Origin of the sequence: Clostridium sp. UBA7503, assembly GCF_002477055.1 — a bacterium.
In the GTDB taxonomy this organism is placed as follows: domain Bacteria; phylum Bacillota; class Clostridia; order Clostridiales; family Clostridiaceae; genus Clostridium_J; species Clostridium_J sulfidigenes.
In genome coordinates this window covers 114,018-128,506 of sequence record NZ_DLNT01000050.1, presented here as the reverse complement: position 1 = coordinate 128,506, position 14,489 = coordinate 114,018, and the positions used below count along the sequence as shown (strand labels likewise).

The following is a 14,489-nucleotide window of genomic DNA, read 5'->3' as shown; positions in this document are numbered from 1 at the left end:
AAAATATTGACGTAAGTCCAACTATTTAAATAGTTATATATTTAAATAGTTTCCTATATACCTTTGTAAATCAAGTCACCTGAAAATAAATATCCTCTTTTTTCCTCGTAAAAACACATATGTCCTGGAGAATGTCCAGGTGTATAAATTACTATTAATTTTCTTTCTCCAATATGAATCTTTTCACCATCCCTTAAAAGAAAAGTTGGATTTCCTTGAAATATTTCATAATTGTCTATATTAAAATCACATGGTAAATCACAAGGATATTTCATTAAATTATTCTTTACTACTTGAAGAGGAATGGGAAATTTTTTTGATATCCAATCTTCTTCATTTTCATGGACCCCGTATTTTTAGAAATATTTATGGCCACCTATATGATCCCAATGAATATGAGTCGAAATCACCTCTATGGGTAAATCTGTTATTTGATCAATTATATTTTTTATATTTGCAATACCAAGTCCTGTATCAATTAAAGAACATTTATCATTTCCAATTAATAAATAACAATGCGTTTCTTCCCAATGCTTATATTCACTTATACAATACGTAGTATCATCTATTAACTCAACTGTAAACCAATCTGTTTCAATAGCCATTAAGTTATACCTCCCATTAGTATATTAAACTAAGCTCTATATAATCAGAAAACTGTAATTCTTTATCATATTTAAGATTCAATCCAAACATTTTTATCAAAATTAAAAATGCACTAGAGAATTGAAGTAAATATATTTCCCTATATATTAGGTAACAATTCTAAAAATTGATTGTACTAAAATAAAAGTAAACTTAAAATAAATATATCACATTTAATCCAGTATTTTAAAATGGAGTCTTCTTAATTTTATCTATGAATATAACTAATTGTATGGTTTTTTGATTATATCTTTTGCTAATAATAAATAAATGTTGAAAAATGAATTACAATAGCTTGGTATTTAAAGCTTAATAGAACTGTATTGGAAAATATGTTATACTATGTATATTAATTAAACAGAATCAATAAATAATTTTAATGCATTCTGAGTGAATAGGAGCAATTTAAAATGAATTCATGGAAAAAATACAAGCACCTTATCATCGTATTAGGTATACTTTTATGGATTTTAGCTAAACTTATTGGAATTCAGCAATGGGATAGTGCCATATTAATGATAACCATTCTATTGTGTAGTATTGATGATATTATTGAATATGCAAAAAAAAATGGCATTAAAAAATTTTCTATTTTAATTGGTGTATTTATAATCATATGCATATTAACATCACTGATATTTATTAAAATATCCCTTAGGTTTCATTTAACACTAATTTCAAAAACAGTTATTATAATTTTAGGATTAGTCATTGATTTATTTATCATAGGTTGTACAATGAAGAAATTAGGAACAACTATCTAATTTCTTAGAATACTGAGCTATTCAAAGTAACTAGCACTTAGTCATTAAATAACAAGAGCTGTCAGTGATGACAGCTCAATATAAATTTATACACATGCCTATTTAAACTTGGTTAGTTTAGCTAGAAACCCCAAGAAAATGATGGTTGTTTTGGGTATGGCTGTAATTTAACAATCCTTACAATACCTATATATTCATGCGTATAATACTGATATTTATAATCAGAGTTTTTATATTTATTCTTATTATACTTTTTTTCCTTAAACATGATAATCCCCCCCCTTTCATTAATGAACAAACTTTCTTGCCAATTACATAATATGAAAAATCAGTTAAAAAGTTACAGTATTAATTAAAATAAATAATTGTCACATATATGAGGAGGAATATAATGAAATTTTTAAGTCCGTTAATAGTGGTTTCTAATATGGAAAAATCAAAGTTGTTTTATTATGAAGTGCTTGGTTTAAAAGTTGTTGAGGATTTTGGCGCAAATGTGACTTTAACAGGAGGTATTGCATTACAAACAAAAAATTCTTGGTCTACTTTTATTCACAAAAAAGATAATGAAATTGTATTTGGAGGAAATGACGCAGAGTTATACTTTGAAGAAGATAATTTTGATTCCTTTATTCAAAGGATTAATAACATAACATACATTAACTATGTACACCCTATAGTAGAACATTCTTGGGGACAGCGAGTTATTCGTTTTTACGACCCTGATAAGCACATTATTGAAGTTGGCGAAAATATGATAATAGTTGTCAGAAGATTCTTAAATAGTGGTTTGTCAATTAATGAAGTTGCCCTTAGAATGGATGTACCAGTTGATTATATAAGCTTTTGCCTAAAGTAAATTTTCATTTTAGGAAGTTGATTTTAGGTTTTTTTCGCAGGCTCTCAAATAAAAAAATACCGAATATTCATTATGAATAATACAGTATTTTTATTTTATGATTCAAATAATTCCATTTTAATATTCTCTTTCATATACTTTAAAATTTTATTATATATGTTCCAAATAAGTAAAAACACAATTACTTTCTTAAAAATAAGTCTTTCCTCTTTAACCCATTTCCTTTAATTTCTTTGTTTATACCTTGGAAAGTTTTTTCTAATTTAACAAGACCATTTAACAAATGAGATGAAATTCCATCTACATATAGCGGAAACGCAAATACTAAAGTATCACATTCTACTAAATTCTCTATTTCTTTTATACTCAATTGCGGCTCTCTAAAGTAATATTCAATAATCATATTATCCTGCTGTCTTAAAAAAGCTTTCAATTCTTGCAAGATATAATCAGAAGCACTATTTTTAATTTTAGGGCTTCCACTAATAAGAGCTATTTTCATAATATCTGCCCCTCCATCTCCTCAATGCTATTAACAAATGAAATGCTACTAATATGACAATTCAAATTAATAGAATTTGCTTTTACTAATTTTTCACAAGTTTGTTTTTCAGTTATATTTTCAGCATAAAACCAAACACTAATATCTATATGATTTTTATATCTTCTTCGATGATGCATTTCTCCATTTCTTATTACAAAATGGGGATGAATATAAGAAATGCTTCGATCTAACACATTTTTTTACAAATGGACTAAATCCACCATAACAACACTTACTAACAAGAGTTATCTCTTTACACTTTGACAAATACTCTCCCATATCACCATATTTATCTCGTATTACACACACTGCTGGTGTCTTTATTCAACAACCAAAACAGCCTATGCAATGATGTATAGTTCCATCATCTGAAATAACCATTGTATCATCTAATTGATTAGGAAATATCTTTTTAAAATCCTTATTGTCTAAGTCATGTATCAATAACTTTATTTTTTAATAGCCCTTTCTTATATCAAATATACCTTCATAGCAATCTTATTATTTCTATATAATTATGATTACACTTATCTTTTTAGTTCTATGTTTCATAATTTTTTCATTTTAAAAAACTTAATATTAGATATATGAGATTTTAAAAATTTTTTTCAAAAATTACATTATTATCAGAATCATATCCTTTTATACTCTTAAAGCCCCAATCATTATCCCATTTCCAAATTAATAAAAATAAATCATCATAAAATTCTGTTTGTGTAAAAACCTTTCCACCATTTGAAGTTACTTCAACTTTTTTCACTTTATCATCATTAACAATGCCATAAACTATAGAATCTTGGTCATAACCATGCCAAGTATAATTTATAGCTTTAGTCTTATCATTTTCAAATCCAATTGACTGATCCTCGATTCTCCAAAAGAAAAATAATCCTTTATTCGCAATATTACATGACACCCATTTGTCATATTTACAAAGTATATATTTCCCTTTTTCATAATTTTCTACATGTACCACTTCCGATGGACCATAATGTACACAACGTTCAGAGCATTCATTAGCTGATAGTGGTGTTAAATGAAGTCCTAATGTCATAAAAATCAAAAATAATAAAATAGCTAAAATAATAATATTTCTACCCACTTTTTTAAGTCTACTCATTTTTATCACCTACTTGTAAAGGTATTTCTACTTTGTACTTTCTATTATAATTATCATAACTTATAATCAATGTATCTGCTTCTCTTGAAAAGTTTTTTATTGTTTGCATACATTTAGTTTTTATTCCACCTTGCATCTCACTTGGACCATAAGGATATATGTTTCCTAGATTGTCAGTTATCTCTCTAATTAATCCAATACTATATCCCCACATCTTAGTATCATAGTACTCATAAAAAAAGCTAAGATCTCCATTTTTCTCATATATAATATTTTTAAAATGAATAACTGTGACATCCACATTAACTTTTTCATCTATATCCATTTTATAAACTATATTAGATTTTTCAATATTATTTATCAGGTTAGCTTTAAATAAAGGCTCTACTAAAAGAGGTCCAATAACAAATACACTGAATATAATTGTTATTCCAACCATTACATTTGTTATGTACCATATCCAACCAAGGATAGGGTTATGTTGTTTATTAAGCTCAATTCCAATTTTCTTAGCATCTCCCATATCATTTATAGATAACTCTTCTGCTTTTTCTTTTTCATAGCCCTGTTCAATATAGTAATCCACTTTTTCCAATATATGACTTTCAAGTTCTGTTTTAATATCATCTCTGTCTAAAAAAAACTTAACATAGGACAAAACCTCTTTTAAAAACTTTTCTTTTTTAAGCGAAGGCATATGATTCACCACCAATAACTTTATTAACAGACATTGAGAATTCTTCCCACTTTTTCTTTTCCTCTATAAGCTGTTTTTTTCCACTCCTAGTTATCTTATAATATCTTCTCTCTTTACCTGTATCTCCTTTAGCCATATATGATTTTACATAACCATTATTTTCAAGCTTGTGTAAAACAGGATATAGGGTGCCCTCCTTAAATTGGAAAGTTTTATCTGATCGAACCTCTAACTCCTTTATTATCTCATATCCATATTTGTCATTTTCTTCTATCAAGGACAGTACTAGTAAAACGGTACTTCCTCCTATTAATCCTTTATCAATTTTCACATTAACGCCTCCCAAAATTATACCTTGATTATCTAAGTATAATTATACTTAGATAATCAAGGTATGTCAAACTTTGTATTCAGAAAATTGTTACACCACATTTCATATTAGTAGCACATGAAAATCTTAATTCTTGAAATTTAATTATTTCATACAAAATAGCATTAAAGAGACATCCCAATTGATGATTCTGTCTCTTTGTGAAACTTATATCCTACACTATTATAAACTGACAATGCTCTTTTGTTTTCACTCCAGACTTCTAGTCTTGATTCCTTAATATTTAAATCCTTTAACCCTTGAAAGACTCTTATAATCAGATTTTTTCCAACACCTTGCTTTCTCCATTCTTTTGAAACAAATAAATCATCCACACAACTATATTTATTGTTTAATCCATATTCCTTTACGATAATAATATTATTACCTACAATTTCTCCCTTATGTTTAGCTGCTATACTGAACCATTAATTTTCTCTTCTTAATTCCTTTATATCCTCAATGGAATAGCCTCTAACAAATACTTCGTTTTGCTTTTCTACTAACTGTTTTATCTCATCTTCGTCTATAAATTCAAGAGTAGCAAAGTCTATACCCTCAATATTTGTAATCTTGAAACTCTCCTCAGTTATTTTTTTCTTTCTAATATGCATTCCTTCATCATGGTTAAAGCCTTTTTTAGAAGAATAATATGCTATATTCTCTTTATTGTCTTAAAAACAACGTTAATTGTTTCCATACCATTAACTTTTTTAAAGAAATTTCACATTTTATATTTACAATTATGTAAATCTGTTCTAATATATAAATAACATAAATTTTTCATTTAATTATTACATATAATTCTGCATAAAATGCATATGCATTCTTTCATAAAAGTGATGAACTACTTTTATAAACATCTTCAAAAATTATTCATCCAATTTTATATAATATGATTTATCTATTATCACATAATTAGTTTATAAACTCCATGTTAAAGTTAAGATTTTCTATAATATCATATTTGAGATAAACAACTTTAATAATTTCATATTTTAGTTGTTATCTATATAGACAAAACACACTTTATATCATAAGTTACAATTAAAATAATTTAAAAGGGGGGATGTACTATTTAGATAATTTTCTATTTATTTTATCTCTATTAAATTCTAATTTTCAGGAGGGAATGTATGAAAAATTTGTTTAAATCAAAACTATCAGTATTTTTATTTCTACTGACATTTTTAGTTACTCAATGTTTCTTTGTATTTAATACTAGAACCACTTCTAGTCTTGACAATGATGGTAACTCAAATAGCACTGATGATGTTAGTGTTACTGTGTTAGAGTCTGATTCTCACCATACAGTTGTAAAATTCGATATTAATAATTTTAGTAAAAACTTAGTAAACATTAACAATAAATCTTACTATAATATTAATTGTGAGGGTACTAGCTTACCTCTTGAAGAAGGGGCTCCGGAGCTTCCTCGCATATGCAGAAATATAGTTATACCAAATGATGCCGACGTTAAGTTGAACGTTATATCATCAGAATATAAAGACTATAAAAACCTCCCTATAGCTCCCTCAAAAGGTTCTATAACAAGGGATAAAAATCCTGAAGATATTCCTTATAAATTAGGTAAGGAATATAAAAATAAAAACTTTTATCCTTCAGAATTAGTTTCTTTTAGTGAACCTTTTATAATGAGAGAATTAAGAGGGACAACTATTACACTAAATGCATTTCAATATAAACCTAAAAATGAAACTTTAAGAGTTTATAAATCTGTAACTGTAGAAATAATAACAGATGGTGAATCATCAGTAAATTCACTTACCACTACAAGATCTAATAAAATCACTTCTGATTTCGAACCTGCTTATTCAAACACATTTATTAACTACAATAATGTAAAAACTCCTACTCATCGTTTAATGAATAATCCTTCAGAGACAGGCTCTATGCTTATCATATCTTATGATCAGTTTAGTAGTGCTATGAATTCCTTTATTAATTGGAAAAACTCCAGAGGAATAAACACTACATTAGTAAATATGTCTACAGTATCATCATCTAATAATCCAACTGAAATAAAAAACTATATACAAAACTATTACAATCAACACCCTGAATTAACTTATGTACTTCTTGTAGGTGACTATGCACATGTATCCTCTCCTACTTACTCTACAGGAGTTTCTGATCCTACTTATACAAAGGTTGCAGGTTCAGATGATTATCCTGACATATATGTAGGCCGTTTTTCTGCAGAAAGTATATCAGATGTTGAAACTCAAGTGCAAAGATCTATTGAGTTTGAACAAAATGGTTATAATACAGCTGCATGGTTTAAAAAAGGTGTTGGTATAGCATCAGATGAAGGTTCTGGAGAAACAGATATACAACAAATGGATAGCATAAAGAGTAGACTTCTAAATGCAGGTTATACTCAAGTGGATAGTATATACGATCCAGGTGCATCAGCTTCTTCTGTTACTAATAGTCTAAACCAAGGCAGAGGTATAATAAATTATTGTGGACACGGTGCTGAAAATTACTGGGTAACAACAGGCTTCAGTAATACCAATATAAAAAATCTTCAAAACCCAGGACAACTTCCATTTATTGTAAGTGTCTCTTGCGTAAGCGGTAAATTCCAAAGCGGTACTTGTTTTGCAGAAACTTGGCTTCGCTCAAGGAATAGTAATGGAAACCCAATAGGTGCAATAGGAACATTAATGTCAACAGTAAATCAACCTTGGATACCTCCTATGAATGGTCAAGATGGAATAATTGACTTACTTTGCAACAACAGTAGGGTATCACTAGGCGGCTTGTGTTACTCTGGTGAAACTAGAATGCTAGATAACGGTACAAGCAGTGATTTGTTAACCTTCAACACTTGGACATTATTCGGTGACCCATCTATACAAATCCTACCAGACTCTACAAATCCAACAGACCCTACAGATCCAGAAGAACCAGCAGATCCATATGAACCAAACGATTCTACTTCCCAAGCATATACTATAAATAGTGGTGTAGATTATAGTTCATATATATATTCAAATACAGACGTTGATTATTATAAAGTAACAACTAACAAATCTGGTGTTATCTCTGCAACATTAACAAATCTACCATATGACTATGACTTATATCTCTATAACTCATCAGGAAAAAGAGTAGCCTCTTCTACTAAAAGCTCAACATCAAATGAATCCATTTCTTATTCAGCACGTACACTTGGCACATACTATCTTAAAGTTGTTGGATATAATGGTGCTCATAGTACTTCTACAAAATATAACCTAAATGCAAGTTATCCTATAGTTAACTAAATCTATAATATATAAGGGGGTGCTTGTAGCACCCCCTTAGTATTTAATCTATATTTTAGCCATAAAAAATAACTATCTTAAATTAATAAAATGGTTATTAATGAAGTCATTAAATTTTTATCTAAACAGGCCTCCGTTTTAATATGTTAATATCTACCTCATGTCTACCTGTCATGTCCTTTAATACTTCTATGCTTTCTTTTACTTCTTTAACATTTTTAGAAATGTTTTTTATTGATTTCTCAATTAAGTTTGTCTTCTCTTCTATTATTAAATCTGTGCTTTTAAATGAACTTTCATTTTGTTCCCTATGCGAACTTTGTACTTCTACAATCATATCTATGTTTTTTTCTATAGATTCAATTTTTATTGAATTCTTCTTTATCTCATTTTTAACACCATTAATTTGTGTCTCAAGTCTTGTTTGACCTTCTAACAGCTTTACAAGTATATTCTCAATTTCTATATCCAAAACCATCACCCCAACCGCGGATTTTTTATTTAATAATTATAATATGAATACATTATNNATAATGTATTCATATTATAATACTTATCATGTTATAGTTCAAGCTAAATTCTTATTTCTACATATATCATTTACCATATTTTATATATTTATACATACCTTATTTATTCATTAACCCATAAATAATTGTTCCCATTAATTTTTTTAATATACCAATAGGAACTTGAGGTGAGAATACACTTTTACTCATATCTTCACTATGCCAGTAGTCATAGTCTGCACTTCCTTCTTCATATTTCTCCTTTGACATGGCTTTCCAAAGATTAAACATAACTACTGATTTTAAGGATGGTTTATGAATCTTTTTAGATTTTAATTCCTCACTAAATTTTTTTCCACCCTCTAATACCTTTATTTTATTTTTATCTGTAAGTTCCCTACTTCTATAAGCAATTGGTAAAGTTTGAACATGATTAAATCCCCAGTAGTTTAAAACACTTCTCACATAGTTTGCAGCATCCTTATGACCTGCGCCAGCTGTGGTGGTTATTATTAAAGCTTTCTTTGTAAATAAACTTGGTCTATGGAAATTGTAAGACATATGATCTATAAAGTTTTTTAGTAATCCACTTATTTGCATAGAGTATACAGGAGAAGTAATTATTAGTGCTTCTGCTTCTTTAATTTCTTTCATAATTTTACTCATAATATATTTGTGGGGGCATTTATCTTCGCCCTTATAAATGCAATTAAAACATCCTACACATAGGGGAAGATTTTCTTTTCTTAGCTCAATATCGATAAACTCTATCTCTAAATTTTTTCTCATTTCTTCCTTTACTAGGGTTAATACATTCCATGTATTTCCTCTTCTTGGGCTACCATGAATAACTACACATTTCATATTATTATCTCCTTCATAGTCGTAGTATATATACAATATTTTACCATAACTATTCTAACTAATGTAAAGAAATATTATAGAAAAAAGGAAGGTAGATATACTTATACAAATATATCTATCCTTCCTATAATATTAGCTATTTAAATAATAGATTTAGTTATTTATACAATTTCCTCTACCAGCACCTTTTCCTTGGCCAGCTCCTTTCCCTTGACCTGCACCATTACCTAAGCCTTGATTAAGTCCATATCCTTCCTTGTTTTCTCTATTCATGCCAGTCCCATCGCAAGTAACACTGTTTTCTGCCATTTCAGCTTTAATTTCTTCTCCTCTTTCTGCAGTTATTGTTTCTCTTTCTACAGCTGCATCTACTCTTTCATATTTCTCTTGCAACATAATTTCCTTTGCCTCTTCTAAAGTCTTTCCTTCTTCTACTAAGCTTTGAACCTGTGTAGCTCCATCATTTCTAAAAGCTCCCCCTAAGTTTTCATCTGCAAAAGCCATAGTTGCTCCTGAAGCTGTGATTACTCCTACTAGTGCTAAGGCTATCATTGATTTTTTCATATTAAATCCTTCCCTTCATTAATTTTTTTATTTCCTTTACATCTTTATAATAACAAGGGAATGTTACATTAATGTTACAACAATCTAATAGTTAGATTAAAATAAGTATACATTTTTATAACCTTAAGCTTATCCAAAATTCCACACCATGTTTCCTATTCCTTACTCCATAGGTACCCTCATGAAGATTTACTATTTGTTTCACTATGGCTAAACCTAAACCTAGTCGCTTTTCTTTATAGTTTCTTACCTTATCTCCCCTTATAAACCCTTCCCAAATTCTAGTAAGGTTATCATCTTCAATATTACTACCACTGTTATACACAGAGATTACTAAATTATCTTCAATTGATTTTAGCTTAATATCTATTATTTTATTTTCATCTACATGGCTAAGGGCATTATTAATATAATTTTGTACTGCTTGCTCTAATCTAACTTCATCCACTATAACAGTAATATTTTCACCTTCCGTAAAGTTAAGATTTATATTCATTTCTTCGAATCTAAATTTATTTTTCTCTAGAGTTTTTTTCATTAAACTATTTATATTTACTTCTTTTTTATTTAATTTAAAGGTATTTGATTCTAGCTTATATAAATCTAAAAGATCATTGACTATGATACCTAATCTATCTGTTTCTTCACCTATTACATCTAAATAATATTTTCTATCCTCTTCTGAAGATATAAAACCTTCTTGAAGTGCTTGAATATAACCTGAAATAACAGTTATAGGGCTTTTTAGTTCATGAGATACGGAAGATACAAATTCCCTTCTAGCTAATTGATTTTTCTTTTCATTCTCCATCATAGTCTCTAACTCTAAATTCTTTTCTTTTAGATTTCTTAAGGTTTCTTCTATTTTATGAGATAAATTATTAACACTTTTAGCTAGTAATCCTATTTCATCAATACTCTTTATATTTAAATCCTCACAAAAGCTTAGCTCTTCTATTTTTCTAGTTTTTTTAGTTATTTCTATTACTGGCTTAGTAAATTGTCTTGAAAATAATGCTGTGATAAAAAGTGATATAAATCCAACAGGTATCATTATCATAAATAAAAGCTTTATAGATTTATTTACTGCATCATCAATAACAGTAATTGGTGTTTTAACAGTTATTTCGTAAGCATATTTATTTTTTCCTACAGCAGTTAAGAACTCTACACCTGTAGATCTATCAAGGGTTATGGTTTCGCTTATTCCCTCTTTTTCACCTATAAATTCTATAACTTCAAATCTATGTTGTCCATTCATCATATTATTTTTACCCATTTTATGGCTAGAAAATATGCTCTCTGATGTCAGTGCATCTTTTATATCTATTTGAACACTATACTTCTCTGAAAGTCCTTCTAACTTCCCGTCAACTCTATTATCATAGTCTTTATTTATATAGTTTTTAATTTCTTCAATTACATCATTCATTTCCTTTAACTTTTCTCTCTGGAAAAAGTCTTTATATGTGATTCCATAGGTTGCAATCCCTAAAATAAAAATACTTAATATGAGAACTATACCAGAAAATAACTTTAATTTAATTGATTTCATCATACTTCTCCAAACTTATATCCGAAACCTCTTATGGTCTTTAGATACTTATTATAATCTTCCAATTTATTTCTCAACCGACTTATATGAGTATCTACAGTTCTAGTATCACCAAAGTAATCTTCATCCCATATAACTCTTAGTAGTGTTTCTCTACTTACTACTTTATTTACATTTTTTATAAAGTAAAGTAATAGTTCATATTCTTTAGGATTTAGTTCTTTCTCCTTACCATCTATTTTTACCATGTGACTTTCTTCATCTACTTCAATCCCTTTAAATACAATGCTCCTTGCCTTACTAATTTTGCTTTTTAAAAGTCTATTAACTCTAGCAAGTAATAGGGCTATGTTAAATGGTTTAGATACATAGTCATCCACTCCTATATCAAAGGCAAAAAGTTCATCCAAATCACTATCTTTAGCCGTTAATATAATTATGGGTACTTCTGATATCTTTCTAATCTCTTTACATACAATCCATCCATCATAAATAGGCATCATCACATCTAAAATTACTAAATCAATGGTGCCATCAAAGTTTTCTAAAGCAAGCTTACCATCCCTTGCTGTAATTACTTCAAATTTGTTAAAAGTTAAATAATCAGCAATAAGCCTTAAAATTCTTTCATCATCATCAGCAACTAAAATTTTCATTGAAACCTCCTAAACTAATATATCATCTTTATTTTATACCATTATAGTATAAAATAAAGTGTATGTCCCAAAATTATTTTAGGACATACACTTCATGATTACAATTATTAGGTACCTCTAGTTAATTAATCTTCCAAGTAAATCATTGCTTCTTTTGATGAAATCAGACATCTCATCAGCACCTAATTGTCCATGACTTATCATAGCTAAGTCATACACATGGTTACAAATATCATTAACCAAGTCTTTTTTATTTTCATCTTTAGATAAATAAAATAGTTTTTTAATTAATGGATTTGAACTATTTACAACTAAAGTCTCTTCTTTAGGGAACATTGACATATCCCCTCCTCCAAACATCACACTCATCTCAGCCATTCTTCTAGACTGTTCTGACAGAGTAATCATGGCTGGAACTTCTTCTGTTTTAATAGGCTCTATAGAGATTTTTAGTTGTTCCTTATTTATAGAACTCTTAAATATATCTTCTATAGCCTTGTTTTCCNNATCTATTACATCAGCCTTTAATATTTCTGTTAAGTCAGAGTCAATTCTACTAAATTGTACTCCTTCCTCTTTACTCTCCATTAAAGTAATAAAATGACTATCTAGTGTGGTATTTAAAATCACAGCTTCTAAGTTATTGTCTTTTAGCATTTTAATATATTGAGACTGTTGCTTTTCATCATTAACATAAATAACTTTTTTATCATGATTTTCCTTATTGTTTTCTAGATATTGTTTTAATGTTAAATGGCCTCCATTAGTAGTTTTGAAAATCAGTATATCTTTAACCTTTTCATAGAATTTTTCATCTCTTAGACAACCATATTTAATAAATATATTTATATCTTTCCAAAAGTCATTGTACTCATCTCTGTGATTTTTAAATAGAGATGTAAGTTTATCAGCCACTTTATTTACAATGTGTCTAGAAACCTTTGATACATTATTGTCCTTTTGTAGAAAACTTCTTGATACATTTAAAGGAATGTCTTCGCAATCAATAACACCTTTTAATAAAAGTAGGAATTCAGGAATAACTTCTTTTATATTATCTGCCACAAAAACTTGTTTATTATAAAGTTTCACTTCTCCTTCTGTAGCTTCAAATTCATGTTTTAATTTAGGGAAGTACAATATTCCTTTTAAATTAAATGGATAGTCTACATTCATGTGAATCCAAAATAGAGGGTCATTATATTCATTGAAGACTTTTCTATAGAACTCTTTATACTCTTCATCTGTACAATCCTTTGGAGCTTTCATCCATAATGGTTTTGTATCATTTAAAGGAGCTTTTTCTATATCCTTCTCTGAATCCTTATCATCTTTCTTCTCATTCTCATCTATTAGATAAATCTCAACAGGGAAGAAGTTACAATGTTTTTTTATAATTTGCCTTAATTTGTAATAATCTAAGAATTCATTGCTATCTTCACTTATATAAAGAGTAACAGTTGTTCCTCTGGAAGTTCTTTCAGAGGATTCAATTTCATATTCTGTACCACCTTCACAAATCCACTTAACAGCCTCTTCGCCGTCCTTATAAGATAAAGTATCAATTTCAACTTTTTCTGATACCATAAAAGATGAATAAAACCCTAATCCGAAATGGCCAATTATCCCTTTTCCTTCATCAATTTTATCTTTATACTTAGATAAAAATTCCTCGGCTCCTGAGAAAGCTACTTGATTAATATATTTTTTCACTTCATCTGAAGTCATTCCTATACCGTTATCTATAAACTTAATTGTTTTTTCATCTTTATTTAAGGACACGGTAACTTCGTATTTAGACTCCTCCACAGCTGCTTCTCCAAAGGTCGCTAGTCTTTCTAATTTATTAATAGCGTCGCAACCATTACTGATAAGTTCCCTTATAAATATATCCTTATCAGAGTATAGCCATTTTTTTATAATCGGCATTATATTTTCAGTATGAATTGAAATGTTTCCATTCTCTTTAAGCATATATATCTCCTCCAAACAAAAATAATAAATTTTATACTCAACCGTATAAAATATTTTATACCTAATTTTATATAA

The 14,489-nt window shown here is 28.4% G+C and carries 17 protein-coding genes and 1 pseudogene; 3 read left to right on the top strand and 15 right to left on the bottom strand.

Annotated elements, in window-relative coordinates:
• Nucleotides 1-53: 53 nt before the first annotated feature.
• Nucleotides 54-605, bottom strand: a pseudogene (locus B3630_RS15560) (MBL fold metallo-hydrolase).
• 450 nt (nucleotides 606-1,055) lie between these two features.
• On the opposite strand from B3630_RS15560, the gene B3630_RS15555 reads away from it, so the two are divergent.
• Entirely contained in the window at nucleotides 1,056-1,409 is a 354-nt protein-coding gene (locus tag B3630_RS15555) for a hypothetical protein (protein ID WP_346899742.1), read from the top strand.
• Nucleotides 1,410-1,530: 121 nt separating this feature from the next.
• On the opposite strand, the gene B3630_RS15550 is transcribed toward B3630_RS15555, so the two are convergent.
• Nucleotides 1,531-1,677, bottom strand: a complete 147-nt coding sequence (locus B3630_RS15550) for a hypothetical protein (protein WP_346899740.1) — start codon at nucleotides 1,675-1,677, stop codon at nucleotides 1,531-1,533.
• A gap of 123 nt (nucleotides 1,678-1,800) precedes the next feature.
• Between B3630_RS15550 and B3630_RS15545 the strand changes: the two genes are divergently transcribed.
• Nucleotides 1,801-2,268 (top strand): VOC family protein, encoded by a 468-nt coding sequence (locus B3630_RS15545; RefSeq protein ID WP_346899738.1) that lies wholly within the window; start codon nucleotides 1,801-1,803, stop codon nucleotides 2,266-2,268.
• Nucleotides 2,269-2,449: 181 nt separating this feature from the next.
• On the opposite strand, the gene B3630_RS15540 is transcribed toward B3630_RS15545, so the two are convergent.
• The 7 genes from B3630_RS15540 to B3630_RS15510 form a co-directional block, all read right to left on the bottom strand.
• Nucleotides 2,450-2,770, bottom strand: coding sequence for a hypothetical protein (locus B3630_RS15540; RefSeq protein ID WP_346899736.1), 321 nt, complete (start codon nucleotides 2,768-2,770; stop codon nucleotides 2,450-2,452).
• Complete coding sequence (locus B3630_RS15535) at nucleotides 2,767-2,949, bottom strand: hypothetical protein (RefSeq protein WP_346899734.1); 183 nt, start codon at nucleotides 2,947-2,949, stop codon at nucleotides 2,767-2,769. The genes B3630_RS15540 and B3630_RS15535 overlap by 4 nt, the downstream gene beginning before the upstream one ends.
• Nucleotides 2,950-3,407: 458 nt before the next feature.
• Entirely contained in the window at nucleotides 3,408-3,932 is a 525-nt protein-coding gene (locus B3630_RS15530) for a hypothetical protein (RefSeq protein ID WP_346899732.1), read from the bottom strand.
• Nucleotides 3,925-4,629: a permease prefix domain 1-containing protein gene (locus B3630_RS15525; RefSeq protein ID WP_346899730.1), complete on the bottom strand. Its 705-nt coding sequence runs from the start codon at nucleotides 4,627-4,629 to the stop codon at nucleotides 3,925-3,927. Before B3630_RS15525 ends, B3630_RS15530 begins: the two co-directional genes overlap by 8 nt.
• Entirely contained in the window at nucleotides 4,616-4,960 is a 345-nt protein-coding gene (locus B3630_RS15520; RefSeq protein ID WP_346899728.1) for a PadR family transcriptional regulator, read from the bottom strand. Before B3630_RS15520 ends, B3630_RS15525 begins: the two co-directional genes overlap by 14 nt.
• 164 nt (nucleotides 4,961-5,124) lie before the next feature.
• Complete coding sequence (locus tag B3630_RS15515) at nucleotides 5,125-5,418, bottom strand: GNAT family N-acetyltransferase (protein ID WP_346899754.1); 294 nt, start codon at nucleotides 5,416-5,418, stop codon at nucleotides 5,125-5,127.
• Nucleotides 5,419-5,427: 9 nt separating this feature from the next.
• Nucleotides 5,428-5,613 carry a hypothetical protein gene (locus tag B3630_RS15510; protein ID WP_346899726.1) on the bottom strand — a complete coding sequence of 62 codons (186 nt, stop codon included), beginning with the start codon at nucleotides 5,611-5,613 and terminating at the stop codon, nucleotides 5,428-5,430.
• A 522-nt stretch (nucleotides 5,614-6,135) separates the two neighbouring features.
• Between B3630_RS15510 and B3630_RS15505 the strand changes: the two genes are divergently transcribed.
• A complete protein-coding gene (locus B3630_RS15505; protein ID WP_346899724.1) occupies nucleotides 6,136-8,292 on the top strand; it encodes a C25 family cysteine peptidase in 2,157 nt (718 codons plus the stop codon).
• A 121-nt stretch (nucleotides 8,293-8,413) separates the two neighbouring features.
• On the opposite strand, the gene B3630_RS15500 is transcribed toward B3630_RS15505, so the two are convergent.
• The 6 genes from B3630_RS15500 to htpG form a co-directional block, all read right to left on the bottom strand.
• The gene (locus B3630_RS15500; RefSeq protein ID WP_346899722.1) at nucleotides 8,414-8,764 is read right to left on the bottom strand and encodes a hypothetical protein; all 351 of its coding nucleotides are present in this window, start codon (nucleotides 8,762-8,764) and stop codon (nucleotides 8,414-8,416) included.
• A gap of 157 nt (nucleotides 8,765-8,921) precedes the next feature.
• Nucleotides 8,922-9,665 carry an NAD(P)H-dependent oxidoreductase gene (locus tag B3630_RS15495; RefSeq protein ID WP_346899720.1) on the bottom strand — a complete coding sequence of 248 codons (744 nt, stop codon included), beginning with the start codon at nucleotides 9,663-9,665 and terminating at the stop codon, nucleotides 8,922-8,924.
• A gap of 153 nt (nucleotides 9,666-9,818) precedes the next feature.
• Nucleotides 9,819-10,229, bottom strand: a complete 411-nt coding sequence (locus B3630_RS15490) for a hypothetical protein (RefSeq protein WP_346899718.1) — start codon at nucleotides 10,227-10,229, stop codon at nucleotides 9,819-9,821.
• 115 nt (nucleotides 10,230-10,344) lie between these two features.
• Nucleotides 10,345-11,784: a HAMP domain-containing sensor histidine kinase gene (locus B3630_RS15485; RefSeq protein ID WP_346899716.1), complete on the bottom strand. Its 1,440-nt coding sequence runs from the start codon at nucleotides 11,782-11,784 to the stop codon at nucleotides 10,345-10,347.
• On the bottom strand, nucleotides 11,784-12,440 hold the full coding sequence (locus tag B3630_RS15480; protein ID WP_346899714.1) for a response regulator transcription factor: 657 nt from the start codon (nucleotides 12,438-12,440) through the stop codon (nucleotides 11,784-11,786). The genes B3630_RS15485 and B3630_RS15480 overlap by 1 nt, the downstream gene beginning before the upstream one ends.
• Before the next feature lie 117 nt (nucleotides 12,441-12,557).
• Nucleotides 12,558-14,414, bottom strand: coding sequence for a molecular chaperone HtpG (gene htpG, locus B3630_RS15475; RefSeq protein WP_346899712.1), 1,857 nt, complete (start codon nucleotides 14,412-14,414; stop codon nucleotides 12,558-12,560).
• Between the last annotated feature and the right edge of the window lie 75 nt (nucleotides 14,415-14,489).